Annotated in this window: 24 protein-coding genes; 14 read left to right on the forward strand and 10 right to left on the reverse strand. The window is 64.1% G+C overall.

Annotation, left to right across the window (positions count from 1 at the left end; genetic code table 11):
* Positions 1–34: 34 nt before the first annotated feature.
* Both DK926_RS05080 and DK926_RS05085 read left to right on the forward strand, forming a co-directional pair.
* Positions 35–1,384, forward strand: coding sequence for an HNH endonuclease signature motif containing protein (locus tag DK926_RS05080; RefSeq protein WP_114329240.1), 1,350 nt, complete (start codon positions 35–37; stop codon positions 1,382–1,384).
* Positions 1,385–1,542: 158 nt separating this feature from the next.
* On the forward strand, positions 1,543–1,800 hold the full coding sequence (locus DK926_RS05085; RefSeq protein WP_114329242.1) for a hypothetical protein: 258 nt from the start codon (positions 1,543–1,545) through the stop codon (positions 1,798–1,800).
* Positions 1,801–1,882: 82 nt separating this feature from the next.
* Here the strand turns inward: DK926_RS05085 and DK926_RS05090 are convergent, their stop codons facing one another.
* The 5 genes from DK926_RS05090 to DK926_RS05110 all read right to left on the reverse strand — a co-directional run bounded on the left by DK926_RS05090 (position 1,883) and on the right by DK926_RS05110 (position 6,198).
* Positions 1,883–2,131, reverse strand: coding sequence for a hypothetical protein (locus DK926_RS05090; RefSeq protein WP_114329244.1), 249 nt, complete (start codon positions 2,129–2,131; stop codon positions 1,883–1,885).
* Positions 2,132–2,190: 59 nt separating this feature from the next.
* Positions 2,191–2,712 carry a hypothetical protein gene (locus DK926_RS05095; protein ID WP_114329246.1) on the reverse strand — a complete coding sequence of 174 codons (522 nt, stop codon included), beginning with the start codon at positions 2,710–2,712 and terminating at the stop codon, positions 2,191–2,193.
* A gap of 120 nt (positions 2,713–2,832) precedes the next feature.
* Positions 2,833–4,116 (reverse strand): MFS transporter, encoded by a 1,284-nt coding sequence (locus DK926_RS05100; RefSeq protein WP_114329248.1) that lies wholly within the window; start codon positions 4,114–4,116, stop codon positions 2,833–2,835.
* Complete coding sequence (locus tag DK926_RS05105) at positions 4,113–5,708, reverse strand: AMP-binding protein (RefSeq protein WP_114329250.1); 1,596 nt, start codon at positions 5,706–5,708, stop codon at positions 4,113–4,115. Before DK926_RS05105 ends, DK926_RS05100 begins: the two co-directional genes overlap by 4 nt.
* A gap of 73 nt (positions 5,709–5,781) precedes the next feature.
* Positions 5,782–6,198 (reverse strand): hypothetical protein, encoded by a 417-nt coding sequence (locus DK926_RS05110; protein ID WP_243636656.1) that lies wholly within the window; start codon positions 6,196–6,198, stop codon positions 5,782–5,784.
* Positions 6,199–6,437: 239 nt separating this feature from the next.
* On the opposite strand from DK926_RS05110, the gene DK926_RS05115 reads away from it, so the two are divergent.
* Both DK926_RS05115 and DK926_RS05120 read left to right on the forward strand, forming a co-directional pair.
* Positions 6,438–6,914, forward strand: coding sequence for a DIP1984 family protein (locus DK926_RS05115; RefSeq protein WP_114329254.1), 477 nt, complete (start codon positions 6,438–6,440; stop codon positions 6,912–6,914).
* 229 nt (positions 6,915–7,143) lie between these two features.
* Positions 7,144–8,406: a hypothetical protein gene (locus tag DK926_RS05120; RefSeq protein ID WP_114329256.1), complete on the forward strand. Its 1,263-nt coding sequence runs from the start codon at positions 7,144–7,146 to the stop codon at positions 8,404–8,406.
* Positions 8,407–8,458: 52 nt separating this feature from the next.
* Here DK926_RS05120 and DK926_RS05125 read toward each other — a convergent pair whose 3' ends face one another.
* A complete protein-coding gene (locus DK926_RS05125) occupies positions 8,459–8,698 on the reverse strand; it encodes a DUF2316 family protein (protein ID WP_125833381.1) in 240 nt (79 codons plus the stop codon).
* 379 nt (positions 8,699–9,077) lie between these two features.
* Between DK926_RS05125 and DK926_RS05130 the strand changes: the two genes are divergently transcribed.
* Together DK926_RS05130 and DK926_RS05135 are read left to right on the forward strand one after the other, a co-directional pair.
* Positions 9,078–10,172, forward strand: a complete 1,095-nt coding sequence (locus DK926_RS05130; RefSeq protein ID WP_243636657.1) for a hypothetical protein — start codon at positions 9,078–9,080, stop codon at positions 10,170–10,172.
* Entirely contained in the window at positions 10,169–11,476 is a 1,308-nt protein-coding gene (locus DK926_RS05135) for a PQQ-binding-like beta-propeller repeat protein (protein WP_243636658.1), read from the forward strand. Before DK926_RS05130 ends, DK926_RS05135 begins: the two co-directional genes overlap by 4 nt.
* 58 nt (positions 11,477–11,534) lie before the next feature.
* On the opposite strand, the gene DK926_RS05140 is transcribed toward DK926_RS05135, so the two are convergent.
* Positions 11,535–12,326, reverse strand: coding sequence for an SDR family NAD(P)-dependent oxidoreductase (locus DK926_RS05140; RefSeq protein WP_207890742.1), 792 nt, complete (start codon positions 12,324–12,326; stop codon positions 11,535–11,537).
* 113 nt (positions 12,327–12,439) lie between these two features.
* Between DK926_RS05140 and DK926_RS05145 the strand changes: the two genes are divergently transcribed.
* A complete protein-coding gene (locus DK926_RS05145) occupies positions 12,440–13,393 on the forward strand; it encodes an arsenic resistance protein (RefSeq protein ID WP_114329262.1) in 954 nt (317 codons plus the stop codon).
* A gap of 148 nt (positions 13,394–13,541) precedes the next feature.
* Here the strand turns inward: DK926_RS05145 and DK926_RS05150 are convergent, their stop codons facing one another.
* Entirely contained in the window at positions 13,542–14,468 is a 927-nt protein-coding gene (locus tag DK926_RS05150) for a LysR family transcriptional regulator (protein WP_114329304.1), read from the reverse strand.
* A gap of 142 nt (positions 14,469–14,610) precedes the next feature.
* Here DK926_RS05150 and DK926_RS05155 point away from each other — a divergent pair, with 142 nt between their 5' ends.
* The 3 genes from DK926_RS05155 (at position 14,611) to DK926_RS05165 (ending at position 18,894) form a co-directional block, all read left to right on the forward strand.
* Positions 14,611–15,984 carry an SLC13 family permease gene (locus DK926_RS05155; RefSeq protein WP_114329306.1) on the forward strand — a complete coding sequence of 458 codons (1,374 nt, stop codon included), beginning with the start codon at positions 14,611–14,613 and terminating at the stop codon, positions 15,982–15,984.
* A gap of 104 nt (positions 15,985–16,088) precedes the next feature.
* Positions 16,089–17,207 carry a PrpF domain-containing protein gene (locus DK926_RS05160; protein WP_114329308.1) on the forward strand — a complete coding sequence of 373 codons (1,119 nt, stop codon included), beginning with the start codon at positions 16,089–16,091 and terminating at the stop codon, positions 17,205–17,207.
* A gap of 73 nt (positions 17,208–17,280) precedes the next feature.
* Positions 17,281–18,894: a Na+/H+ antiporter gene (locus tag DK926_RS05165; RefSeq protein WP_114329310.1), complete on the forward strand. Its 1,614-nt coding sequence runs from the start codon at positions 17,281–17,283 to the stop codon at positions 18,892–18,894.
* Here DK926_RS05165 and DK926_RS05170 read toward each other — a convergent pair whose 3' ends face one another.
* Entirely contained in the window at positions 18,895–20,793 is a 1,899-nt protein-coding gene (locus DK926_RS05170) for an NAD(P)/FAD-dependent oxidoreductase (protein ID WP_114329312.1), read from the reverse strand.
* Between the two features lie 158 nt (positions 20,794–20,951).
* On the opposite strand from DK926_RS05170, the gene DK926_RS05175 reads away from it, so the two are divergent.
* Genes DK926_RS05175 through DK926_RS05190 form a run of 4 tightly spaced genes read left to right on the forward strand, consistent with a single transcriptional unit; the run spans position 20,952 to position 24,923 of the window.
* Complete coding sequence (locus DK926_RS05175; RefSeq protein ID WP_114329314.1) at positions 20,952–21,605, forward strand: nitroreductase family protein; 654 nt, start codon at positions 20,952–20,954, stop codon at positions 21,603–21,605.
* Between the two features lie 17 nt (positions 21,606–21,622).
* Positions 21,623–23,194: a class I adenylate-forming enzyme family protein gene (locus DK926_RS05180; protein ID WP_114329316.1), complete on the forward strand. Its 1,572-nt coding sequence runs from the start codon at positions 21,623–21,625 to the stop codon at positions 23,192–23,194.
* On the forward strand, positions 23,191–23,811 hold the full coding sequence (locus DK926_RS05185; protein WP_114329318.1) for a TetR/AcrR family transcriptional regulator: 621 nt from the start codon (positions 23,191–23,193) through the stop codon (positions 23,809–23,811). Before DK926_RS05180 ends, DK926_RS05185 begins: the two co-directional genes overlap by 4 nt.
* The gene (locus tag DK926_RS05190; protein WP_114329320.1) at positions 23,808–24,923 is read left to right on the forward strand and encodes a serine hydrolase domain-containing protein; all 1,116 of its coding nucleotides are present in this window, start codon (positions 23,808–23,810) and stop codon (positions 24,921–24,923) included. Before DK926_RS05185 ends, DK926_RS05190 begins: the two co-directional genes overlap by 4 nt.
* Before the next feature lie 37 nt (positions 24,924–24,960).
* On the opposite strand, the gene DK926_RS05195 is transcribed toward DK926_RS05190, so the two are convergent.
* Positions 24,961–26,382 (reverse strand): protein adenylyltransferase SelO family protein, encoded by a 1,422-nt coding sequence (locus DK926_RS05195; RefSeq protein WP_114329322.1) that lies wholly within the window; start codon positions 26,380–26,382, stop codon positions 24,961–24,963.
* Positions 26,383–26,574: the final 192 nt, after the last annotated feature.

Consider the following 26,574-nt stretch of genomic DNA (forward strand, 5'->3'; position numbering starts at 1 on the left):
GTACTTGTCGGAGGGTCGTTGTATCTTCCCCGCCATGCACGAGTTGGGGGACTTGTACGGTGCCGCGGAGGCGTTGTCCGATCAGGAGATCATCGACAGCGTCGTTGCGATCCATGCTGCAGAAAACCTCCTCGCAGCACGCAAACTCGCAGCACTTGCAGAGTTTTCGAAGCGGGGTCTGAGCGAGATGGTCGGGCACACGAAACCCGGACCGTGGCTCGCTCTGGCGACACGCGTCGCACTGGGGAACGCCTACCGGCAATTCGACACCGCGGTCTGGCTCGGTTCATTCCCGACGGTCACCGCTGCCCTCGCAGCCAGCGACATCCACGCCGGCCATTTCAAAGCAATCTACGACGGCCACAACCACATCAAGACAGCCGATCCCACCCTGACAGCAGAGAAGTTGGCCGACGTGGTTGCCGACCTTCTCACGTCCGCGACAGCCGGCACTCCAGAGGACGTCAAGGTCCGTGCACAGGAACTCGCTCACGCCGCCGCGGAGGATGCGCGCGCCCGATACGAGGAGAAGAAGCGCGAGCAGGACGAGAGGCGTGACGCCGAACCACCTGTCGACGACGAGGACCCTATCGGACCTCCACCGCCCGCTGTCTCGGAGAATACGGACCTCAACAAGCTCGACCTGTACGAGCAGGCCAACGGCCGCACCACCATTCAGGGTGACGTCGACAAAATTCTCGGGGAGAAACTGCGATCGGCCATCGCCGAGCATTCGCGGCCTGAACCTGGGCCCGACGGTACCCGCGACCCGCGAAGTGCGTCGAAACGGCAGGCCGACGGCCTTTCCCGCATCCTTGAACTTCAGGCTGGCTGTGGCGACGCAAGCGGACCTGCCACACGTGTCAACGCGACGGTCAAGCTTCGCGACCTGCTTGCCCCCGGCGCCGATTGCACTCCGTCGCCTTCGTCGAACAGAAGGGCCGAGTATCCGGGCTGGCCTTTTCACCTGGACTGGACCGGCCCGATCAGCCACAGCCTCGCCCGCATGCTCACGTGCGACGCCGAGTTCAACCCGATCATCGTCGACGACAACGGCGCCGTCCTCGCCATGGGACAGTCTGTCCGACTCGCCACACGCGAACAGCGCATAGCAGTCACCGTACGCGACCGTTGCTGCATCAAATGCGGTTCGGTTGCCGATTGGTGCCAGGTGCACCACATCGTCTTCTGGCGCGACGACGGTAACACCGACATCACCAACCTGACGCTGCTCTGCACGAACTGCCACAACGACATTCACCACCGAGGCTGGGACGTCGTGATGGGCGACGACGGCCACCCGTTCCTCGTACCCCCGATATCGGTCGATCCGGAGCGAAAACCGGTTCCCAGTTATCACCGGCGGCGAAAGCCTGCTGCATAAAAGCCGCTGCGAAGTGACTTCCTCGCACCTCGCCGACGCCACCCGTCGGCGAGGCAGTGGCCGTTGCGGGGAGAACTCCAGTTCGCTCATACTCTGAGTCAGTGCGCCCACTCGTACTACTACTCATGGTTGTCGGACTCGCAGTCTGACTGCTGCCCATGGTCTTCGACTACGTGCAGCAGACGTTCTTCGAACCCGAGGTCATGTACAACGGCGTGTACCAGTCGTTGCACAGCACTGTCCAAGTAGCAAGCGCCTACGACAGATCTGTCGGCCTCCATACCGAACCTCTGGAGGGCGTGTTCTCACGTTGGCGCAGATGGGCCGTTCCGACTGCCGGCGCAGCAATCGGCGCGGTAGTCGGAATGGTGTTGCACCGACTCGGGTTTCGCCTCACCCGGCCGACCGACGGGTGATGGTCAGCGTGCGGCTACGCCACCCGTGCGTGAATAGTTGTACCCCAGGCCAACTTTCCGCGCACGCGCGGCGGAGCCGCCCTCAAGCCCCGAGTTTCGCCGCGATGTCGTCGACCACCGGCGCGTAGTTCTCGAGATCCTGCGCCGACGGGTGCTCGGTACCCAACTCCGCGAGTCGGTCGAGCAACCCGGCGCGGGTGATCACCTCGACGACGTCGTTGTCGACATGCTGTTCGGGTACGTCGAGCACGAGTCGACCCTCTTCGAGAATCAGCCGCGCATTGGGTGCGCTGTCGTACAGGGCCTGCAAGCTCTCTGCGGTCTGCGACATGGTTCCTCCTCCGGTGACTGGACCTGAGTTCGAACTACCCAGATGCGCGGCCGTCAATCTCAGAAGGCGCTACCGCTGGGGAGAAGCGAACCCAAGTCCGGGATGAGGCTCGGCGGCCCGACCGTGACGACCGTCGATGCCTGCTGAACCGTGAACACCGTCCACGGGAACGTCTCCAGCTGATCCTGGATGCCGGGGTAGTCCGAGATCCAGGCGTACGCCGGGTCGCTGTCCTGCGTACCGCACGTCGCGAGCACGACGTAGTCACCCGCGGGGACGTCGGAGACCGTCTGCGTACTCACTCCTGGCTGTCCGGCAGGGTCGGTCGAGTACAGAGTTTGACCGTTGGCGAGCACCTCGGCCACCGGTGGGAGTACCCCGCCGGGCGCAGGGGCAAGCGACGTACCGCACTGCAACTGCACACCCGAATTGTTGGTGATGGTGTTGGTCACCGACGAACCGTTCACCGCGTACGAGTAGGTCACGTCGCCGGGCTCGGCGGCCGCCGCGGTGGAGGGCAGGGCCAGCATCAGCGGCGCACACGCGGCCGCTCCGGTCAGAACTCGTGCAAGTGGGCGCATAGGAATCCTTTTCGGTGAGTAGGACGTCGAAAATGTAGTGTGCACCACACCGAACCACTCGAAACCCCCACCGACCGGGCGGCCGCATGGCCTGTCGCTACCGGGCGAAGAACCCAGGAATCACGCGTCTTCCAAGCGAATTCCCTTGGTCTCGCGCATGAAGACACAGGCCAGACCGGTCAGGACGCACAGCACCATGATGTAGACCCCGAACGCCCAACCGATCTCGAGGTTGATCAACAGCTGGTTCAAGTACGGTGCGGTACCACCGAAGATGGCCACCGACAGCGAGTACGCGAACCCGATCGACTGCGTACGCAACGCGGTCGGGAAGCTCTCCGACAGCGTCGCCGACAACACCGACGCGGGAACCGACACGATGAGAAGCGCGACCGTCGTCGACACCAACAAGGTCCAGCCGGCGTCGGTGATCATCATCGTCAGCGGCACCTGCAGCGCGAACAACAACACCGCGAACGTGAACAGCATCGGACGACGCCCGATGTTGTCGGACAGTCGGCCCCAGAACGGAAGCGACACAAGCGCGATCAACTGCGCGATGACGAGCATCCAGTACGCGACGTCCGGGTCCATGCCCTTCTGCGTGATCGCGAAGGTCGAGATGTACGACGTCCACGTGTAGTGCGCGGCAGTGATTCCCGACGTCATGCAGATCATCAGCAGGACGGCACGAACGATGGTGCGACGCGGGATCTTCACTCGCTCGGGCGCGTCGGCCTGACCGTCGAACACCTCGCTTTCTTCCATGCTGCGTCGCAGGTAGAGCGCGACGAGCGCCAGAACCGCACCGATCAGGAACGGGATACGCCAACCCCATTGACCGACAGCACTTTCCGACAACGTCGAGGTGATCGCCCCACCGATCGTGTACGCAAGCACGGATCCGCCGAAGATCGCGATGAACGCAACACTGCCCCACATGCCACGACGGTTCGGCGGCGCGATCTCGCTGACGTACGAGTACGCCGTCGCCGATTCACCGCCGTGCGCGAAGCCCTGCACCATCCGGGCACCGAGCAGGATGATCGACGCCCACACCCCGACCGCGTCGTACGTCGGCATGACGCCGATGACCAGGCTGCCGCCCGCCATCATCAGCATCGTGCAGATCAGGACGAACTTTCGGCCGCGCCGGTCGGCGATGCGTCCGAACACGATGCCGCCCAGCGGACGCATCAGGAAGCCGACCGCGAACACGGCCAGCGTCGATAACAGCGCCGAGACGGGGTTGTCGCTGTTGAACACGACCGCTGCGATGAACGGCGCGAACACCGCGTAGACGCTCCACTCGTACCACTCGAGCACATTGCCGACCGCACTCGCGAAGAGCGACTTACGTTTTGCTCGCATCGTCAGAGCTGGGGCTGCCGCCTGAGTTGTCATCGTGTGGCCTCTGCTTCTGTAGTGCGCAACTCGGTGCGCCGAATTTTTCCGGTCTGGGTCTTGGGTAGTTCGTCGACGATGTGAATGTGTTTGGGGCGTTTGTACGCAGCAAGCCTGTCGCCGACGAACGACCTCAGCTCCTGTTCTGTGACCTCGGCGTCGCGGACGAGCGAGACGAAGGCGACGACGGATTCACCCTGGTACTCGTCGGGCTGTCCGACGACGCCTGCCTCGCCCACAGCCGGGTGCGCGACCAACGCGTCCTCGACCTCGCGAGGCCATACCTTGTAGCCGGACACGTTGATCTGGTCCTTCAGGCGGTCGACGAGGTAGATCCAACCGTCGGCGTCGCGAATGGCGACGTCGCCGGTGCGGAGTCGGCCGTCGGGAAACGTCTTCGCGGTGGCTTCAGGCTTCTGCCAGTACCCGGAAACGACCTGCGGCCCAGCGATTTCGAGCTCGCCCTGCGTGCCGTCGGGCAGCGGCGTCCCGTCGAAGTCGACGACGCGAATTTCCACCTGCGGCAACGCCATACCGATGGACAACGCTCCGCTGGCGGGGTCGACGGGTGCGCGACGGTCCGGCGGGACGGCGATGACGCCCGACGACGTCTCGGTCATCCCGTAGGCGTTGTGGATGTAGTGGCCGAACTTGTTCTCGAACTTCTCGACAGCAGCCGGCGGTATGGGCGCACCGCCGGAATACAGCGTCTTGATGGACGCGAAGTGGTCCGCCGTCGCTGCCGGTGAGTTGTAGAGCGCGTTGAAGACGGTGATGGAGCCGATCGTGTACGTGACCTCGTGCTCGGCGAATGCGTCGAGCGTGACGTCGGCGGCGAAGCGGTTCGCGAACACCAGGGTGCAGTCCTTCATCAACGCGATCGTGGCGTTGATGACCGCGCCGGTGATGTGGAACAGCGGCGCGACGGCCAGCACGACGTCGCCGTCGTCGACGCGGGCGAGCTCGGCGAACGTCGTCGCCACCGCGAGGACATTCGAGTGAGAGTTCAACGCGCCCTTGGGCGGTCCGGTGGTTCCCGACGTGTAGGCGAGGATGGCGGTGTCAGCAGGGGTTATCCCGGCGACCGAGGGCTTCGAACCGCGGAACCGCTCGACGAGCTCGACCAGATCGTCGGCACCGTCGTGGCGTTCCCGAGTCCGGTCATTGAACACACGCGGGTCGTTACGCGTCTGGAAGTCGAGATCGCTGGTGCTGACGATCCATCGGACGGTGCTGTCCTGCATCGTTTCTGCGTTCTCGGCGACGGCGGTGTCGGCGCAGATGATGCCGACGGCACCCGCGTCGTCGACGAGATGGCGCAGTTCCGCCCTGCGGTACATGGGATTCAGCACAAGCGCCGCGGCACCGAGCTTCCACAGCGCAAGAAAGGCGATCGCGTACTGCGGAATGTTCTGCAGGTGGATGCCGACCCTGTCACCGTGCCCGACGCCCTTTCCGGCCAGCGCGGCGGCGAAGGCGTCGGACATCTCGTCGACCTCGCGTGCGCTCAGGATGCCGTCGAAATACGCGATCGCAGGATGTTCGGGGTTCGCCGCCACCCTCGCTTTCCAGACGTCCACGAGCGTCGCCATGTAGATCCTCTCCGTCGCACCGACCGACCGATCGCTCGGTCCCCCGAAGTGTTGCGCGTCACAGGCGGGCGTGTCAACTCGATGGCGATCGGAGCATCGCGGTCCGCGCGGACATCAGGATGACCAGGGCGAACATCCACCCGAGCTCCGACAGGAGTACACCGACTCCTGACTGACCGGTGTCATCGGCACTCGCACTGACGCAGAACGCCGTCGTGAATCCGGCCGCTGTCCCCACCGCCGCGGCCAGGCCGCCGGACTTCACCCACTTCGACAGATGCGCGGCCACGAAGCACGCGAGAACGACTGTTGCGCCGCATGCGACGACCTGCCACGTCGGGAATTCTTTCGGCGCCGGCAATCCGGGGGCGCGTCCGTACGCCGACCAGCTGAGCCACCCCGCGCACGCGACAAATCCCCCGAGGAAGGCGACGACACCGGTCGGCCAGAGACCCAGGCGTCCGCCCGTAGGTCGATCCTCCGACTGCACCCTCCAGATGGCAACCGCAGCGAATGCAGTGGGGGTTGCCCCAAAAACCGTTACGAGATAGAGAAATTGCGGCATTGAGAACGCAAAGGGGTGCATGGTGCTCCATTCTTGCGGTCACGGGTAGACCGTGGCACCACTACTGTGGTACTTGTTGGATATGAGCACATTCGACACGTCGAAAGGCGCATGAGCGCCCGCACGTTTTCCACTCTCGGTGACGCGACTCCGGGGTGTAGATCATGAAACTCGCTGAGGCCCTCGCAGAACGAGGAGAACTCGTCCGACGCACCGAACATCTGAAGGTTCGGATTCTGGCCAATTCTCGGCATCAAGAAGGCGAGTCACCGGCCGAAGATGCTGCGCAGCTGCTGTCCGAGCTGACCCTGGCGCTCGACAGACTGGAAGTGTTGATACGCCGCATCAACCGAACCAACAGCATCGCGGTCGTCGGGGACGGAACCGTCACCGACGCTCTGGCGCATCGAGATGTGTTGCGCATCAAGCACAAAGTCGTCTCAGCAGCTGCGGATGCCGCGTCGGGTCGCGAACACGAGCATCGGTACGGACCGAGGCAGCTGCGTTCCGAACTGGTGTACGTTGCAGCGCTGCCGGTTTCCGAACTTCGCGCAACGGCCGATGATCTTGCCGCACGCATCCGTCGGATCGATCTCGAAATACAAAGCGTCAACTGGCAATACGACCTGGCCGAAGAATAGACCGCCGAGTAGTAGGTAGCTTTCGTTCGAAGCGAGCACGTTCCGCGGCCGGCGGATATCCGGCTAACCTCCTGCGTGGTGAGCAGCGCCCGAAACAGACAATGCAGCTCAGTACATCTCACGCACGACGGTTCATCGCGCACATTTCATCACCGTGTGCTGGTTGAACGAATGCGAGGGTGGGCATGGGGCCACTCGGCGCACAATTCTCAAACCAACAGAGGTACAGATGAATACGAAGCTGATAGCGCTCGTCGAAGCGCAGGTCACCGAACAACCCCAGCATCGCCAGCGGGAGTACATGCTTTCCGGCCAATCGGTTCTCCTCCCTGACACCCGTGTGGACGTCCGAGTCGACAGACGAGACGCAGGCGATCTCGGATCCTTCCCATCGAGTGTGACACCGTTCGCCCTCACTGCCGTCGTTCACGCCTATCCCCTGGAGCCCGGCATGTCTCGGCCGGGTCGCGTACGGGCGGCCATCTCCGACGACGAAGCCGAGGCATGGGCCCGAGTTGCATTCGGACACCACCTGTCCGACTACGCCTATCAACTCCGGATCGACATCCCGGACCGCCTACGACGGCAGATTCCCCCGCATCAGAAGTGGTTCGTCGTTGTCGTCGACGAACACGGCGAGCCGATGCTCGCGCCCGACAATTTTCGCTGGGGGTTGATCTTCTACACCCGTTCGAGACCACGAAAGCTGCACGCGGTCAACGGCTCTCTGTGCGATCAGCTGGCGTCGTCGGGCCCGTACGTCGACACCACTCCTTTCCGCGACCCTCGTACCGACGCCGACGGTGGATGGACGGTGGATGTCGTCGGCGACACAAAGTCCTTGACGCCCGTTGCCCGGGATGCCGTCGAAGCCGCCCACCGGATCTTTCGACGCCGTGGCGCGGTAACGACCGACTTCCAGACGAAGCGCCTAGTCGTCGACGGCACGACCCTGCAGATTCACTTCCGATGGAAGAACAACCCCAATGTCTTTGTGATCTCTGCGCGAATCCCGCAGTCCGACAGTGATTTCATCGGGCCACCCGGCCACAACCCGTCCGCCTGGATGTCGACTGTTGCGCAAGAGTACAGCGAGGAATTTCACACCGGTTACATGGTGCGCACTCGGAGAAGTCGCGTCGGCGACGTCGTCCACCTCGGTCAGCCGGACCGCCGTGGCGGATCCGAGTACTACCTACGCGGCGGGGCCGACGGTCCATTGTCGTTACACCTGCAACGCTGCGGACAGTGCGTCGCACATGCGGTGGTGGTCGAGGAAGTCGACGAGATCGCTGTCCTCGAACGAGTGGAATCGCAAGCCGACGTGCCGGAAGCCGAGATCCGGTGGATGGTCTGGGTGGCATTGAACGAAGCCGCCGATACGGGCGCGCGGTGTGTCGTCACCCATCTCGACATGCCGCTACTGGAAGCCATGGGGTTTCGTCCGGACGGCCGAGGTCGGTTCGTGTTCGACGTGGTCAGCGAAATGTGATGTCGTCGACGTCGGTCAGCGGGAACCATTGCTGCGCAGCCCCGCGCATCGCCTACGTCAATTTCGAATACTGCTGGGGCGTGAGACCCGCGGACTTGATTGCATGGTCGAGGTAGTCGCGCACGAGCCACACGTCCTCCGGCCGTGCCCGTTCGAGCGCCAACGCTGCGGTAATGCGCTGTTCGTCGATGTCGAGCTTGCCTGCAACGTCGGTCGGCGACAGACCCGACAGCACCAGATTGGCGTGCAGTTCGTTGCTTGTCGCCGTACGTTCGCGCTTGCTGAGAGACATGGTGAAGTCCTTCTGGTCGACGAGGGTGTCCACTCCACTGATACCCGCCGTCGGGACAGGCGCCTGCCCTAGGCGTGACGGTCGGTATCTTTACTTCGTGAACAGACTCGAACCGGGGCGAGCCGGTGCGTGGGCGGATGCATTGACAATCGTGTCCATCGTCGCGCTCGGCATCTGTGTTGCTGCGTTCGTAAGTCACGCTTCCCCACCATCGGCTGCGTCCGAAACACGAGCCGAGCCGCGTGCCACCTCTACAGAAACAACTTCCGCGCCACCGGAACCTGCCGATACAACATACCGGGCGCCCGAAGTAACGTACCCGACGAACATCCCGGGGTGCACCGTCGTCGAACCACCGTCGGCTGAGTCATCGACGTGGGTGCAGGCCGTCACCAGCGAGGACGCGTACGACAATCCGCAGTATCCCTGGTACTCCGGTCAGCGGTCGGTCATGATGACGGACGCCGTGGCCGAGGCGCTTCCAGACCGCGTGGAGGTGCTGTTCGGCAGTCGTCGAGAGTCGTTGATCTTTCAGCCGATTCCGCAGACGTCTCCCGACCCGATAGAGGTTACCGGCCCCGGTTTCGCCCAGGCCTCCGCCGAAATGGGCCGCGGCGACAAAGTCGGGTTGCTCTCGGTGTCGGTGGGCTTCGTCGACACCGGCGTACCTCCCTGCATCGCCGGCGCTGTTCGAGAACGCACAACCGAGGCAGACGGAGCCGTCGTCGACATCAACGAGTCGTGGTACGAAATCGGGCCTCAGAGAACGAATTTTCGCACCGTCACCGCGTACGCACCCGACGGTTCGCAGATCAGCGCCACCGCGTCGGACGCAACGGGATTCCAGTCCTCGAACAGCGGAGAGCGGGATATCGTTCTGACAATCGACGAGCTGAAGGCGCTTGTGCAGCAACCCGAACTGCGGGCCACGACGCAAGTCCCGCCAAACACTCCACAACCCGGCGGAGGCTGCGACGGCACGTTCGGTTTCACGTCCGGTGGACCGACGATCCGCGCCGAGACGGCTCACACGTTGAACGAGGTGCTGCGCGGCATCGATGTCGGTGAACGTTTCGACAGAGGGCTGAACTCGCTGATGCTGGCAGACTTTCAGGACGACGTGGTGTGCACTCAGGTCGATGTACTAGACACCGGCGCCGACTTGTCACTGACCATCAAGGGTGGTCAGGAACTTCCCGAAATCCCCGACGTCTACGACCCTGCGTACAAGAGCCGCCCACTGAACACCGAGATACTCGATGGCGGGGCCGTACTGGAGGTCGATGACTCGCCGTACACGTATTCCCCTGCGCCGGAGGGGCGTCCGAACGGCGGCACGTATCGGACCGTCATCGTGACCTACCCGTCGGGAACGCAGGTAGAGGTGCGTTCACACGCCGAGAACCCGGATGAACCGCTGGGCGTCGACAAGCTCAGAACGATCGCCACGGCCGACGGATTGGATGTGCTGTGAATCAGAATCGAAGACTGGCTCTCACCGCGTGCGTGGCCGTCGTGAGCGTCGGGGCCGCGATCGCGTCGGTGGCCACCGCTCCCCGCAACATCGAGCCCGTCGCGCAGCCGACACCAACGTCGCCCGGCGCCCTGTGGACTGTCGATGCAGCCGATGCGCTCGGTAGCGAATTCGCGACGTTCGAAGATCTAGTCGGTGGTCGTTTCGCCGGGATCGAGGGCGGCGTCGTCGATGCAGGCGCAGTTCTCGTTGCGAAGACAGGATTGACGAACCAGGAAACAGGAGAGTTCGAGAAGGCCCACTTGATCGGGATCGACTCATCGACTGGCGACATTCGGTGGAAGACTCCGGCGGATGGCGTCGACACTTGCTCGACCGCATTGCTGAACGACATGATCCTGTGTCGCACCGACGGTGCCATCGTGACGGTGAATGCGACAGACGGAACCATCACGCGCCACCCGACGGAGTGGAACGTGTTCAGCGTGACATCAGACGGAACCGACATCTTCGCCGTCGAGGGTGAACCCGACGGCTACACCGTGCGTATCCACCGCGGAACACTAGATGATCCCGATGCACAGTGGTCACTTACGCTCGACGACACCTGGACGAGCGACTTCACGACGGGTGACATGATCCGCCTGGCCGGCACCGCCGGAGAGGCTCGACTCGCTTCGGCAACAGTGCTTTTCGACACGGAGAGCGGCGAACTGATCGACCGGTTCTCCTCACCCGACTGCGCACGTGCCCGAGTAGACAGAGAAGACGCGATCTTCGTGATAGCAGGCCGGAGATGTTCCGACCTGTTCGAATTCCATTCCGACCTCGTCGATTCGACCGGGCGCGTCGTCGCCGGCGTCGATACCCAGGTCGATCAGCGTGTGTATGCAGACACGACCCACGGGAACGATCCAATCATGTTCGACGGCGCCGCAATCGACCCGTCGACCGGAGAGCGACTGTGGGCGGACGAGAACCTCCGTGGGGAGATCGCAATCGTCGACGGCGTCGTGATATCGGGGTATGCCCCGGCGCGTGACCTCCGCACCGGCGCCGAACTGTGGACTCCGGACGACGAAACGGGTTCGACTCTGCCGACCGCCGAGCACGACGGCCTCGCCTACCTGGTGGGATGGCAGGACATCTTGACCGTCGACCCCGCCACTGGCGCTCGTCGAGCATCGGTTTCCATCGATGGACTACTCGGCAACACACAGGGACGGTCTCAGGAGGTAGCGCTTCAGGAATCCGAGCGTGGCATTCTCGTCGTCAACGAGACTCGGTTGAGTCGAATCCCGTGAATGAAGTAGCGACGACGGTCAGTGGTTTTTGCACGCGATCGCGAAGTCCGATCTTCGACTACCTCGATCCCGGCTTCGCCTGCTCGGCCATCTTCGCCGCCTTTTCGGGCTCGGGCGTCGTACGGTTGTCGACGGCTTCCTGCTTGGTCGCGTCGTCACCACCTACTACATGGTCGACGCCGGAGATCAACGCGTCGTACCCCTGCTGCGCGACAACGGATTTGTCGTTCTTCCAACTGTTGTCGCCGAATTTCGTATCACCCATACCTGCGTTGGCGTGAAAGTCGCTGTCGGTGGCGCCCGGCAGCAAGGCGGTAACACTGACACCACTGTCCCGCAATTCTTCTCGCAACGATTCGGCGAACGAAAAGCCGAACGCCTTCGACGGTCCGTACACGGTTTCGTAGGGAGTCGGGGTGGTCGCCGACACCGACGACACGATCAGAATCTTCCCGCGACGGTTCGGAACCATGTGTTGCACAACTCTTTTTGCCATGTGCACAGTCCCGGCGACATTGATGGCGATGAGCCTGAGCTCGTCGTCGAGGTCGTTGTCGACGAACGCACCTCCGAGCCCGATCCCGACATTCAACGCCGTCGCCTCGACGGGTCTACCGAGATCGGCAACGAAAGTCCAAAAACTTTCGACTCCGTCGTACGTGGCAGCATCGGCGCGGTGCGGATACGCCTCGACACCCAGTCCACGTAACGCGTCGGCCGATGCGTAGACACGTTCACTCTGCCCTGAGATCGCGACGTCGTACCCGTGCTGTGCGAATTGTGTGGCGAGTTCGAATCCAATCCCCGATGATCCGCCGGTGACCAGCGCGAGGGGGCGGCTGTCTGACATGGTGATACTTCCTTCCGTAGACGCGGGGGGCTTACGACCGCATAACCCGCTCACCCATGCGGTAATCGGAAGGCGCCTATCCTGAGTGTCATGCCTGCGCCGAAGAGCACCACGTGAAGGTCGAGTGGCTCGAGAAGCATCAAATTCCGCTCTACCTGTCGGCGCTGCTCGCGGGTGCGGTCATCGGGCTGCTCGCGCCGAGCACGGCCCCTGCGTTCGGGCACGCGATCAATCCGGTTCTGCTCGTCCTGCTGTACGCCACGTTCCTCGCGGTCCCGTTCTCGGACATCGGTACTGCGTTGCGCGACAGCAGCTTTCTGACCAGCGCCGTCGTCCTCAACTTCCTTCTGGTACCGATCGTCGTCTTCGGTTTGACGCGGTTCGTCGCCGGCGATCATGCTCTGCTCGTCGGCATCCTGCTGGTTCTGCTCGCCCCCTGCATCGATTACGTCATCGTGTTCAGCGGCCTGGCAGGTGCGGCGTCGGAACGACTGCTCGCCGCCGCTCCGATCCTGATGCTGCTACAGATGGCGTTTCTCCCGCTGTACCTGTGGATCTTCGTCGGATCGGATCTGGTGTCGATCATCGACATCGTCCCGTTCGTCGAGGCTTTCGTCGTACTCATCGTCATCCCGTTGTCGCTGGCCGCGGTGACGCAGAAGGTTGCGCGACGCCACCGCGTCGGCGAGCGGGTGATGGATGCGATGGCGTCGGCGATGGTTCCGATCATGATGGCCACACTGTTGGTCGTCGTCGCGTCGCAGATCGAGGAGGTTCGGGCACACGGCACCGAACTGCTCTCGGCAGTACCGATTTTCGTGGCATTCCTGGTGATCATGGCGTTCGTCGGCCTCGCGGTGAGTCGCGTATCGCGTCAAGACGTCCGAGCGACAAGGGCTTTGGTGTTCTCGGGCGCGACGCGGAACTCACTGGTCGTCCTGCCGTTGGCCCTGGCGCTTCCGGAGGAACTGTCGTTGGCAGCAGTCGTGGTGGTTACTCAGACACTCGTCGAACTTGTCGGTATGGTCGCGTACGTTCGCCTCGTTCCACTACTCGTCCGCGACTGAGTGAGGAGCAACAGATGCACGATGTGGTCGTCGTCGGCAGCGGTCCGACAGGATTGATGCTCGCCGCTGAATTACGGCTCGCCGCCTGCCCCCGTCGCACGAATTACCCGTCGTGAGTGCGAATGTAGAGCCTGCTCTACATTCGCACTCACGACCGGTGCCCGGCGATCCGATCTGCCGCCCCGCGCAGCGCACTCGATACCGCATACATCGCAGGCGTGTACTGACGACGTGCCAGGGAGGCGATGTAGATGACGCGGGTGGGAACCCGGTCTGCCGAACGAAATGCGAGCGGCTGAACGTCGGGCCGGTGATGCACCACTGCCAGACCCGGCACCATTGCTATGCCGACCCCCGCAGCAACCATCGCCTCGATCTCCTGGTAATCGTGTGCCTCGTAGACCACCTCTGGCTCGAAGCCGACTGCTCGGCAACTGCGGTACAGAACCTCAGCGGCCGGATGGTCGTTGCTTCGGATGATCCACCGCGCCCCCTTCAGGTCCGGGAGCGCCATCTCGTCGGACGCACGGTGGTCGTCGACAGGCAGGAGCAGCATCGTCTCGTCTTCCATCAACGATTCGAGTGACAGCGATCTTTCCGCTTCTTCCGTCCACGCGTAGCTCCACAGCAACGCCAGATCGACCTCGCTGGAATGCAGCATCTCCAGCAGCTGCGGACGTACCGCAGAGCGAACGCGAACGTCGACGCCGGGCCACCGCGCGTGGTACTCCTTCAACGCATCCGACAGCAGCGACGAACTCACCGTCGGAAACGAGCCGAGCCGCACCGCACCCCGCTCCAGCCCACGTATTGCTTCGAGATCACCACTCGCGGCTCGCATTTCGCGCCTGAACAGCCGCGCGCGACTTGTCAGAATTTCACCGGCCTCGGTCAGCTGCACTCCCCGGGGCAGCCGCGTCAGCACGGGCTGTTTGATGCTGTTCTCGAGCTTGGCAATGCGCTGCGACGCGGCCGACGCGGTCATGTTGGCCCTTTCGGCGCCGGCCGTCAGCGACCCTGCTTCTGCGATGTCGAGAAGCAGGAAGAGCGTCACGACGTCGAACGAGTGCTGCATTCACTACCTGCCTTCAGTTGTACTAAACGAGACGGTAGCAAAACCGTATTGTTCTGAATCCGCGCGGTCAATAGTGTGACCTGTACGACGTTCAAGCGCTGAATGTGACCGCCCACGTTTCCCAGCCACCGAAAGACCCGCCATGACCTCCATCGAGATACTCCCGCTCATCGCGCTCGTTGCGATGTTCGTGATCGCGACATTCTTCCCCATCAATATCGGCATCCTGGGCTTTGTCGGCGCCTTTGCAGTCGGCTACTTCGCACTCGGCTACGACGACAAAGAGATTCTCCAAGCTTTCCCGAGTTCGATCGTGCTCACCATTGTCGGGGTCACCTACTTCTTCGGTATGGCCAAACGGAACGGCACCATCGACCTGCTGGTCAATTCGTGTATCCGAGCTGTGCACGGGCGCGTGACAATCGTGCCGTGGGTGTTCTTCTTCTCTGCATCGGTGCTCACCGCGCTGGGAACCCTCAGCCCTGCTGCCGTCGCTCTGATCACCCCGGCCGCGATGGCGTTCGCCGCTCGCACCCGTATGAGTCCGCTGGTCATGGGCATCATGACTATCAACGGAGCGCACGCGGGTGCGTTCTCACCCATCAGTGTCTCCGGCGTTCTGGTCCGCGACATCGTCGAGAACAACGGGCTCGCCATCAGCCCATGGACGCTCTTCCTCGCCAGCTATGGAATCAACCTGTTGCTGTCGGTGCTCACCGTCGTCGGATACGGGGCTCTGGCGAAGATGCGCGGTCTCGAATTCACCGCGACCGGCACGAACAAGCCTGTCGCGACCAGCGGTTCGCGTGACGACGCACCGTCGTCGCTGGGAACACCGAGCACAGGCGGCGCCGCCGGAAGCACCCAAGTTCTGGCGCGACCGACGTCGACGACCCTGGTCGACGCTCCTGCCCCCGTCACCCGGGTCCAGAAACTCACGCTGTTCCTCATCGGCGCCCTGCTGGTGCTGGTTCTCGTACTGCACCTGCCCATCAGCTTCATCGCCATTGCAGCAGGCGCCGTCCTTGCCTTCACCGACCTGAAGAAACAGAACGAAGCTATCGCCGGGATCAGTTGGTCCACGGTTCTGCTCGTCGCCGGCATGGTCACGTACATCTCGATCCTCGAGGAGGTCGGCACCATCGACACGCTCGCGCACTTTGCAATCACGCTCGGTGCGCCGCTGCTCGTGGCCCTCGTGCTCTGCTACGTCATCGGACTCACGTCTGCGTTCGCGTCGTCGACGGCACTGCTGGCAGCCGTGATCCCGATGGCGATGCCCTTGCTCGGCAGCAGCACCCTGCCCGTGATCGGCGTGGTCGCAGCCCTCGCGATCTCCGCGACCGTCGTCGATGTGTCTCCGTTCTCGACAAACGGCGCCTTGGTGCTGGCAAACGCACAGAACATCGAACGGCCCCGCTTCTACCGTCAGCTGATAGTCAATGCCGGCATCGTCGTCGCCGTTGCGCCTGCGCTGTGCTGGTTGATCTTGGTTGTCGCACCAGGCTTCATCTGATGACTTAAGCGTTACTGAAGGACGACAACATTATTCGTAATTGTGCTTGAGCTCCGGCCGACCCAGGCTGGAACGGTACGACAATCTACGGCGGAAGGCACACCATGTTCACGCTTCGAGGCACGTGGATGCGAGGCGGCACCAGCAAATGTTGGCTGTTCAACGCCGTCGACATCGATCCATATATCGACGACGCAGGCGGACTCGACAACATACTGACCTCGGCATTCGGTTCGGGCGATCCCCGTCAGCTCGACGGCGTGGGCGGCGGGAGTTCGACGACGTCCAAGGCAGCGATCGTTCGACGCTCCACCGCCCCAGGCATCGACGTCGACTACTTGTTCGCGCAGGTCGCCGTGGACAACCGCACCGTCGAGTGGGGCAGCAACTGCGGCAACTGCGCAACAGCAATCGGCCTCTACGCGCTACAGGCCGGTCTGGTTGCCGTCGACGACCGAGTGACAGTCGTCCGCATGCGCAATCAGAACACCGGCGCGGTGCTGTCCGCCGAGATCGCCACCCCCGGCGGACACGTACCCACTGACGGTGATGCCACGGTTCCCGGCACGACGGCCCGAGGCGTTCCGGTGGGTCTGACATTCACCGATCTCGCCACCGACCGCGTGTCTTTGTTGCCGACCGGCCAACCCGTCGACGAAATCACCCTGTGCGACAGATTCTTTCGTGGAACCTTCGTCACGGCGGGAGCACCTGCCGCCCTGTACGACGCGTCCGATCTCGGACTCACAGGAGCAGAGCCGAACGACGCTCTCTCCGAACATCTTTCCACTCTGTTCGCGCTTCGGCGCCAGGCGGCTCTCCGAATGGGACTCAGCACCCCCGACGAACCCATCACCCACGCGATCCCGAAAGTGGGAATCGTGGGGCCACCCCGGGACTACCGAAGTTCGGACGGTGCTCTTATCGGCGCGTCGGACTACGACATCTCGGTTCGAATGCTGTCCATGATGGCACCGCATCCTGCGATCGGCCTGACTTCCGCGGTGGCGGTGGCCGCCGCCGCAACGGTGTCCGGAGGAGTCGTCGCAGCCAACGCACGAATCGGGTGGCCCGGTTCGCTTCGGATCGGCACCGCGGCAGGCATTCTCGATGTCGACGTCGCCATCGATTCCCACGGGCTCCTGCAATCGGTGACGCTGCACCGCGCGGTCCGCCGCATCGCCACCGCCGAACTGTTCGTCGCGGTTCCCGTTCTCACCTGAGCCGAATTCGTCACCAGGTTTGACGCCTCCACCTCGTGGAACCCATCTTCGTGAACTTCTGTTGTGACGAATCATGTTGAGCGGCCTCGGTCTGGTCCTGGCGGCGGTGGCGCTGATCGTCGCGGCCCAGGTGCTGTCCAAGAAGACCACCATCCCGTCCGCCGCGCTGCTGACGCTGGCCGGTCTCGGTGTGTCGGCGACGCCTCTGCCCGACATCGTCCTCGACCCCGACGTCGTCCTCACGCTGGTGATCCCGCCCCTGCTGTACAGCGCGGCGCTCAACTCGTCGCTTGTCGCCATTCGCAAGAACGCGTTGACGATTCTCAGCCTCTCGGTCGGTTTGGTGATCGCCACCGCAAGCGTCGTCGGAGTGGGTTTGTACCTGTTGATACCGACCGTCACGCTCGCCGCGGGCATGGCGCTGGGAGCGGCCGTCGCACCACCCGATCCCGTTGCCGCGCTGGCGGTGGGTCGACGCGCCGGCATCCCGCCGAGGCTGGTGACGCTGATCGAGGGCGAAGGACTGCTGAACGATGCGACGGCACTGACCATGCTGACGGTCGCGACGACGGCCATCGCCCTGCACGACATGTCGCCACCGGAAGCCGGGGGCCTGTTTCTCCTCGCCGCGGGCGGCGGCGTCGCAGTCGGTGTCGCCATCGCGTTCGTGATCCGGCTGGTTCAACGCGTCATCGACGATCCGCTGCTGCTGAACATCGTCTCGCTGGTGACACCGTTCATCGCCTACCTCGCGGCCGAACACGTCCACGCGTCGGGAGTGCTGGCCGTCGTGGTGACGGCGTTGATCGTCGGGCACGACACCCGCCATGCCGCGTCGAGCGCAAGCCGCCTGCAGACCGGCGCGGTGTGGCGCCTGATCGACGTCCTGCTGGAAGGTTTCGTCTTCCTGCTGATCGGCGAGCAGCTACCCACCGTCGTCGCAGGACTGTCGGCCTATTCGCTACCCACGGTGGCGACGGCCGTCGGCGTCACCCTGGCAGGAGTTCTGCTTCTGCGCCCCGTGTGGCTGTACGTCACCGAGCGGCTACCGCGTCGCAAGAACCGCGAGGGCGCCGACATTCCACGTCTGAGCGGCCGCGAGATCGTCGTCATGAGCTGGGCAGGGACACGTGGCGTCATCACCGTCGCCGCTGCGTTCTCGCTGCCGTTGACGCTCGACAACGGGGATCCCTTCGTCGCGCGAGACCTGTTGCTGTTCTGCGCTTTTGTCGTCGTGCTGGTCACCGTGGTCGGCCAGGGCACGACGTTCGCACCACTCGTGCGTCGTCTGAACGTTCGCGCCGACGCCGCGACCACGTCCCGGGTCCGCAACGAGGCGAGACAGGGAGCCGCGAAAGCAGCGCTCGCGCAACTCGATCGGATCGCCAAGGACGAGAAGCTGAAGCCCGAGGCCACGACGGCCTTCCGTGAGGAACTGGAACACCGGATCGAGCGCTATCGCCGTCGACTCGATCACCTCGACAACGCCGACGAGACTTCCCTGGTCTCCCCGGCGCAGCAGGCGTCACTGGGCACCAGGCGCAAACTGATCGCGACGCAGCGCGACGAACTGCTGCGCTGGCGAGACGCAGGCCGGCTCCCCGACGAGGACATGCGAGTCCTCGAACACGAACTCGACCACGAGGAACACGCCATGCATCTGCCCGGCTCGGGTCCGGCCTCGTAGCTATCGACGCGCGGGTTCGACGACGAAATCGTCCAGATCGGCGTGGCGGGTCATCTCCCAGTAGTCGACGATCCGCCACGGGAGCGTCGACACCACTCGTCCGGCGTCGTTGCGGTACCAGTTGTTCATGCCCTCGTGCGTCCAGATCATCCGCGCATGCGCCTCGTCGTGGCGGCGCACGTAGTTCTCTTCGACGTCGGGCCTGCATTCGACGGCGCCGATTCCATTGTCCGCCATGGTCGTCAGCAGATCGACAATGTACCGGACCTGGAATTCGGCGATCGTGATGTAGCTACCGCCGTGGCCGAGAACAGTGCCCGGCCCGCACGTGATGAACAGGTTCGGATAGTCCGGCACGGTGATGCCCAGATACGCGTGCGCGTCCTCCGGACCCCAGAAATCCTTGATGGACTTGCTTGATCGACCGCGAATGTCGATGGGGCTGAGCAGCTTGTGCGTCTCGAACCCGGTGGCGAGGATGACGACGTCGACCTCGGCTTCGGTACCTTCCGATCCCACAACGGAATTCGGTCCGATCGACGCGACTCCTTCCGCCACCAACGTCACGTTGTCCCGTTTGAGCGCGGCGAACCACCCGTTGTCGAGGAGCATCCGCTTGCCGAAGGGCGGATAATCGGGCAACGACTTCTCGATCAGGTCCGGCCTGCCCTCCAGTTCGCGCTCGAGGTACCGCGTGAACACCCGGCGATGCGCGTCGTTGATCGCGTTGATCGACCGCTCGGGCGTCTCCCATTCGGGATCGACCTGAAGCGACGGATGCACACGATCGTTGAAGTTCCACGCCAATCGCGTTCGGTACCACAGCCGATACAGCGGAACGACGTCCATCAGGTAGCTGACGTCGTCGTCGATGGGCGCGAAATACACGTCGCTCGACGTCACCCACTGGGGCGAGCGCTGGAACACCGTCGCATGTCCGACGGTCGACGCGATGGCGGGCAACACCTGCATCGCACTCGCACCCGTTCCGACGATGGCGACGCGTTTGCCGCTCAGATCGAGATCCGCCGGCCATTCGGCGGTATGGAAGATCGGACCGGTGAACGTGTCGAGACCCGGAATGGACGGCACTTTCGGACGGTTCAGCTGTCCGGTGGCGGTGATCACGGCGTCGGCTGTCAGCACGTCACCGGCGGTGGTGGTCACCGTCCACGTCTGCCCGTCGGCGTCGTAGACCGCGTTCGCCACCTCGGTGTCGAACTGGATGCGTCGTCGTAGATCATGTTGTGTCGCAACGTCACTGAGGTACTGCCACACCTCGTCGCGCTTGCCGAAATGCGTGCTCCACGCGCGCGGCTGGAACGAATACGAGTACAGGTGACTCGGCGTGTCGACGCCCGCGCCCGGGTACGTGTTCTCGAACCACCCACCGCCGACGTCGGAATTCTTCTCCAGCACAACGTGTTCGATGCCGGCCTCGCCGAGCTTGATCGACGCCAGCATGCCGGAGACCCCGGCGCCGATGACGATGACCGACAGGTCGCCTTTCACGGGCGTCCGCGCCGGTTCGTCGACGAAGCCCATGTCCTCGGCGACCATCGACGCGAACTCCGCAGGCACGTCTTCGCCGACGGCGGCGCTGATCATGTCGACCAGATGGGCACCGCTCGGGGACGGCACCGCCATCGGGACGCCGTTCGCCCAGTCGGTGATGGCGTCGAGCGCGGCCACCCGGATGCGCGACGCCACCTCCGGTGCGAACCCGCCGCTGTCGTTGTCGTCCATGCCGCGGCTGCGGGTGGGCCGGTAGGGATCCTGCAGCCACGCGTCGTCGCCGGTCAACTGATAGAGGACAGCGACGAGGCTGGGCATGTTGGCCGCGTCGAGAGCACGTTCCAGCCGCGCTCGGTCGATCGCGGTCGCAGCAGTGACGGACACCGGACACCTCCTGGTAGCGGAACTGTTCCAAAACTAACCACAGTTAGGTCTATCGGCACAAGGGTGGTCTCGAAGTGCCGTTTTGGGTCTTGACAATGTGTCGCGGACCACACAATGCTGTTGCACATACCTAACGATGGTCAGGCGAAGGGATCGACATGGAACTCACCGAAGCAATGCGCACCACCGGTACGTGCCGGCGCTACGCGGACACACCGGTCCCCGACGAGGTCTTTCGCAACGCCTTCGACGTCGCTCGCTTCGGCCCGCAGGGCGGCAATCGTCAGCCGGTCCGCTGGATCGTCGTCCGCGACGCTGCCCGCAAGCAGGCACTCGCCGACCTCTACCTGCCGATGTGGGACGCCTACTTCGCCGGTATCACCGGAGGCACCGTCGCCGTCGGCGCCCTGCCCAAGACGGTGCAGGACGCGGACTACTTCGCCCGCCACCTCGCGGAAGTACCGGCCATCATCGTCGTGTGCGCCGCGCTCGACGGTCTGCACCCGACGGACCACGAACTCGGTCGCCTCTCCGTCGTCGGCGGCGCGTCGATCTACCCGACCGTGCAGAACCTCTGCCTCGCGCTGCGCGACCAGGGCGTCGCCACCGCGGTGACCACGCTGCTGTGCCACGAGGAACCGGCCATCCGCGAGCTGCTCGAGATTCCCGACGAGTACATCACCGCCGCGCACATCGCCGTCGGCTATCCCGAGAAGTCGTTCCCGAAGAAGCTGACGCGTAGCCCGGTGGAGGACATCGTCGCCCTCGAATCCTTCGGCCAGCCCATGTTCGCGCCCGCCGCAGCACTCTGATCTCCAGGAGACCACCGATGCCCGAGCTTGCCAGTCAGTTCAGAAACCGAATCGGTCGCGCCACGATCGGCGATCAACTCCGCCGCCACGCGCGCACCAACCCGGACAAGACCGCGTTCATCAGCTACAGCGCCGACGGCACCCGCCAGGTCACCACCTACGGTCAACTCGACACTCGCGCAAACCAATTCGCCAACCTGTTGATCGACCTCGGGGTCGGCCGCGGCGACCGCGTCGCATCGATGGCACGCAACAGCGTCGACGTCGTCGTCGCCTACTACGGCACGCTGAAGGTCGGGGCGGCGTTCACCGGCATCAACGTCATGTACCGCGAACCCGAGGTGCGTCATCAGCTCGAGCACGCGGAGCCGACGGTCGTCGTCGCGGATTCCGCGTTCGCCGACGTCATCACGGCCGTCAAGCCCGAGAGCACCACGCTCGTCACCTTCGGCGACAACTACGACGAGCTGACGTCGAACACTCCGACGACCGAGCCCGAGGTCGACCTCGACGAGAACGACGTCGCCATGGTCATCTACACCTCCGGAACCGAAGCGGCGCCCAAGGGCGTCATGATTCCGCACCGCAACTTCCTCGTCTCGACGGCGCCGGCATGGAGCTGGGGGCTGCGCACCGGCCCCGAGGACACGTGGCTGTTCGTCATGCCGTTCCACACCATCGCCGGCCTCGGCTCAATGACCACGCTGACGCTGATGGGCGCAACCCTGGTGTTGCCTGCGACCGTGGATCCGGCACAGTCGCTGCGCATCATCGCCGACGAGAAGGTGTCCGTCATCGCGCAGACGCCGACGTTCTACATGGCGCTGGCGCGTGACGAGAGCTTCGGCCCGGCCGCGGTCGGACAGGTACGCCGGTGCATGACGTACGGCGGCCAGGTCGCGCCCCACACCATCTCGGCATGGGCATCGGCTGCACCCGACGCGATCTGGGGCACCTACTGGGGACAGTCCGAGCTGTCGCAACTCGGCTCGGTCGGCTGGTTCTCCACGCTCGACGACATACCCGGCGGCGACGCGTCGTGGATCGGCAAGCCGGTCACACACCTCGAGATCAAGGTGGTCGACGCCGACGGCAACGACAGCGAGATCGGCGAATTGCTTTGCCGCACTCCGTCCGTCATGCTCGGCTACTTCAAGAACGAAGTCAAGACCGCCGAGGTGTTCGATGGCGGCTGGGTCCACACCGGCGACATGGTCCGCATCGACTCCGACGGGAATCTGTTCTTCTACGATCGAATGAAGGACATGATCAAGACCGGAGGTATGAACGTGTCGTCGCAGGAAGTGGAGCGGGCCATTCACGCGCATCCCGACGTGCTGCGTGCTGCCGTCGTCGGAATGCCCGATCCGTACTGGTCCGAGGCCGTCACCGCGTTCGTCATCCCCGCCGAGGGCGCCGCGCCCGATCCGGAGGCGATCATCGAACACTGCCGCGGGCAGCTGGCGTCGTACAAGACGCCGAAGGCGGTACACATCGTGACCGAACTGCCTGTCGATCCGCAGGGCAAGATTCTCAAACGCGAACTGCGCTCGCTGGCGCCGACCGAACCCGTGCAGGAGACCGTGTGACACTGCCCGACGACGCCCAGGAACTCCCCCGCCAGGTCCGGACGCGTCGACGTCGCGAGGACATCGTCGCCAAGGCAGCGGAGATCTTCGCGCGCGACGGGTACGCGGCCGTCGGCATGAGAGACATCGCCGACGCCGTCGGGATCAAGGGCGCCAGTCTGTACCACCACTTCTCGTCGAAAGAGGAGATCCTGTTCGCGGTGTGTCTCACCGTCACTCAGGAACCGGCGGAACAGACGCTGCCCCTGCTCGATGCACCCGGCACTCCGACCGAACGACTGTCGGCGCTGGTGCGCGCGCACCTGATTCACCTGAACAGTCGACGCGTGGAATACATTGTCGGACTACACGAATTGGCGGCGCTGACTCTCGAGCATCGGTCGGTGATCGAGGACTACCGCCGTCAGTATCAACGACGCGTCCGCGATGTCGTCGCCGCGGGTATGCGCACGGGTGAATTCACCGTCGGCGACGCACGTTTGGCGTCGTTCGCGCTGACCGACATGCTCAACGGCATCAGCGCATGGTTCCACGGGGGCGGGGCCATGAGCATCGAGGACGTCGCCGACGAATACGTCGACCTGGCCGTCCACCGACTTCTCGGTGGCCGGCGATGATCGTCGAGCCCGGTTTCGAACGGGTCCACGACGCGTTGACCGCGAATCTCGCTGCGGGAGAGGAGCTCGGCGCCTCGATCGTTGTCGACATCGACGGCAGGCGCATCGTGGACGTGTGGGGTGGTCACCGCGATCTCGCCCGTTCCGAGCCGTGGACCGAGGACACCATCGTCAACGTGTGGTCGACGTCGAAGCTGGTGACGAACCTCGCCGCGTTGATGCTCTTCGATCGCGGCCTGCTCGACCCGTACGCGCCGGTGTCGCACTACTGGCCCGAATTCGCTGCCGCCGGAAAGGAGTCCGTCGAGGTACGGCACATCCTGTCGCACACGTCCGGGGTATCGGGCTGGGACAGGCCGTGCGTCGTCGAGGACCTGTACGACGCGGACAAGGCCGCTGCTCGTCTCGCCGCGCAGGAACCGTGGTGGGATTCGCGGACGACGTCAGGCTATCACGCCGTCAGCCAGGGCACCCTCGTCGGCGAGCTGGTGCGACGCGTGACCGGAAAGACGTTGCGACAGTTCGTCGCCGAGGAGATCGCCGGGCCACTGGGCGCGGACTTCCAGATCGGCGCCCGAGAACAGGACTGGTCACGTATCGCCGACGTCGTTCCGCCTCCGGTTCCGACCGACGTCGTACCGGACCCGTTGAAAGTTCGTCGTCGCACGTTCCTCGGCCCTGCCGTCCGTGCAGAGTCCGCGAACACGCCCGAGTGGCGTCGAGCCGAGATCGGTGCGGCGAACGGGCACGGCAATGCACGGTCGGTGGCGCGGATCATGTCGGCGCTCGCGCGTGGCGGAGTGGTCGACGGGGTGCGCCTGCTGAGCGACGATGCCGTTGCTCTTGCGTTCGACGAACAGACGAACGGCGTCGACCTGGCGCTCGGCGTTCCACTGCGCTTCAGCATGGGTTACGCACTGCCGCAGCCGGATACGATTCCGTACATCCCCGAAGGCCGTATCTGCTTCTGGGGTGGCTGGGGCGGATCGCTGACCGTCATGCACCCCGACAGCCGGATGACCTTCTCGTACGTGATGAACAAGATGGGGCCGGGGATCGTCGGATCGGATCGGGCGGAGCAGTATCTGACGGCGGTCTATTCCTCCATGTGAGCGCGAATGTATAGCGGGCTATACATTCGCGCGCACGTCAGGTACCGCAGAAAGTCTGAAAACCCTCGGTGAACACCTGCGACGCAGGCTCGGCGTACTCGGACCGGTCGTCACGCCGCTCGAACGGGTGGGTGACGACGTCGAGCAACGTCTCGAACGGGCCGAGGTCGCCCGCCGTCGCCGAGCGCAGCGCCGCGTCGACGAGATGGTTGCGCGGGATGTAGATCGGATTGACGCGGTCCATGGCGTCGGCGACGGCCGTGACGTCGTCCGGCAGATAGCTGCGCCAGCGCTCGACCCACGGCGCCAGGACGTCGGGAATCGTTGCGGTGCCGCGCAGTTCGTCGGCGAGTGCACGGAAGGTGCCGGTCCAGTCGAGACCGTTGTCGCGCATGATGGTCAGCAGATCGTCCGCCAGGGCCGGGTCGAGTTGTGTGACACCGAGTTTCGACGCCAGACCTTCGGCGAAGTAACGGCCGTACCGGTCCGCGTAGCTCTCGAGCACCTCGGTGACGGCGGGCACCGCGTCGCTCGGATCGGCAGCGACGAGCGGCAGCAGCGTCTCGCCGAAGCGCGCCAGATTCCACTGCATCACACCGGGCTGGTTGCCGAAGGCATAGCGCCCGCCGTGATCGATGGAACTGAACACTGCATACGGGTCGTACGCGTCGACGAACGCGCACGGGCCGTAGTCGATCGTCTGCCCCGAGATGGTCGTGTTGTCGGTGTTCATGACCCCGTGCACGAATCCGGTGAGCATCCACTGCGCGACGAGCCGGGCTTGCGCGTCGACCACCGCCTCGTAGAACTCCAGGTAGCGACCCGTCAGATGCGGGTAATGCCGGGCAATCGCGTAATCGGCGAGCAGCTGCAGCTGGCCTTCGCGCCGGGCCGCGAACTCGAAGGTTCCGACGCGCAAGTGGCTGGCCGCGACGCGCGCGAGAACGGCACCGGGCTCCGGCTCACTGCGCATGACGTCGCGGCCGGTGGCGGTGACGGCGAGCGAGCGCGTCGTCGGAATGCCGAGGGCATGCATGGCCTCGCTGACCACGTACTCCCGCAGCATCGGGCCCACGACGGCCAATCCGTCGCCTCCCCGCGCGAACGGCGTGCGGCCCGACCCCTTCAGATGCAGGTCGACGCGGCCGCTCGGGCCGTTCAGCTCGCCCAGCAGCAGCGCCCGTCCGTCACCGAGCATCGGCACGAACCCGCCGAACTGGTGCCCGGCGTACGCCATCGCGACCGTCTTCGCCCCGTCCGGAGGCGTCGCACCGGCAAGGACGTCCGGCGCGCCGCGAAGGGCGTCGGCGTCCAGACCGAGCGACGACGCGAGCGCGTCGTTGAACACCAGGATTCGCGGTTCCGGAGCTTCCGCGCCCTGCCACGGCACGACGAGGTCACTCAGCTCGTCGGCGTAGGTGCTTTCGAGTCCGGGGAGAACTGAGGTCGGTGCAGCCATGATTTCGAGAGTAACCGCGTCTCGTGCTTCCGGCCTCGTGCGTGCGAATGTATAGCGGGCTATACGGCGGTCTCAAGCAGTCATCGCAACGTGCCTGATCATTGAGGGATGGTTGCGATGGGACGTCCGGTGTACACCAATGAGGTGCGGATGCTGTTCTGGGTTCTGTTGGGTTTGGGCTCGACGGTGAAA

It is taken from the genome of Rhodococcus sp. Eu-32 (assembly GCF_003336925.1).
Lineage (GTDB): Bacteria > Actinomycetota > Actinomycetes > Mycobacteriales > Mycobacteriaceae > Rhodococcoides > Rhodococcoides kyotonensis_B.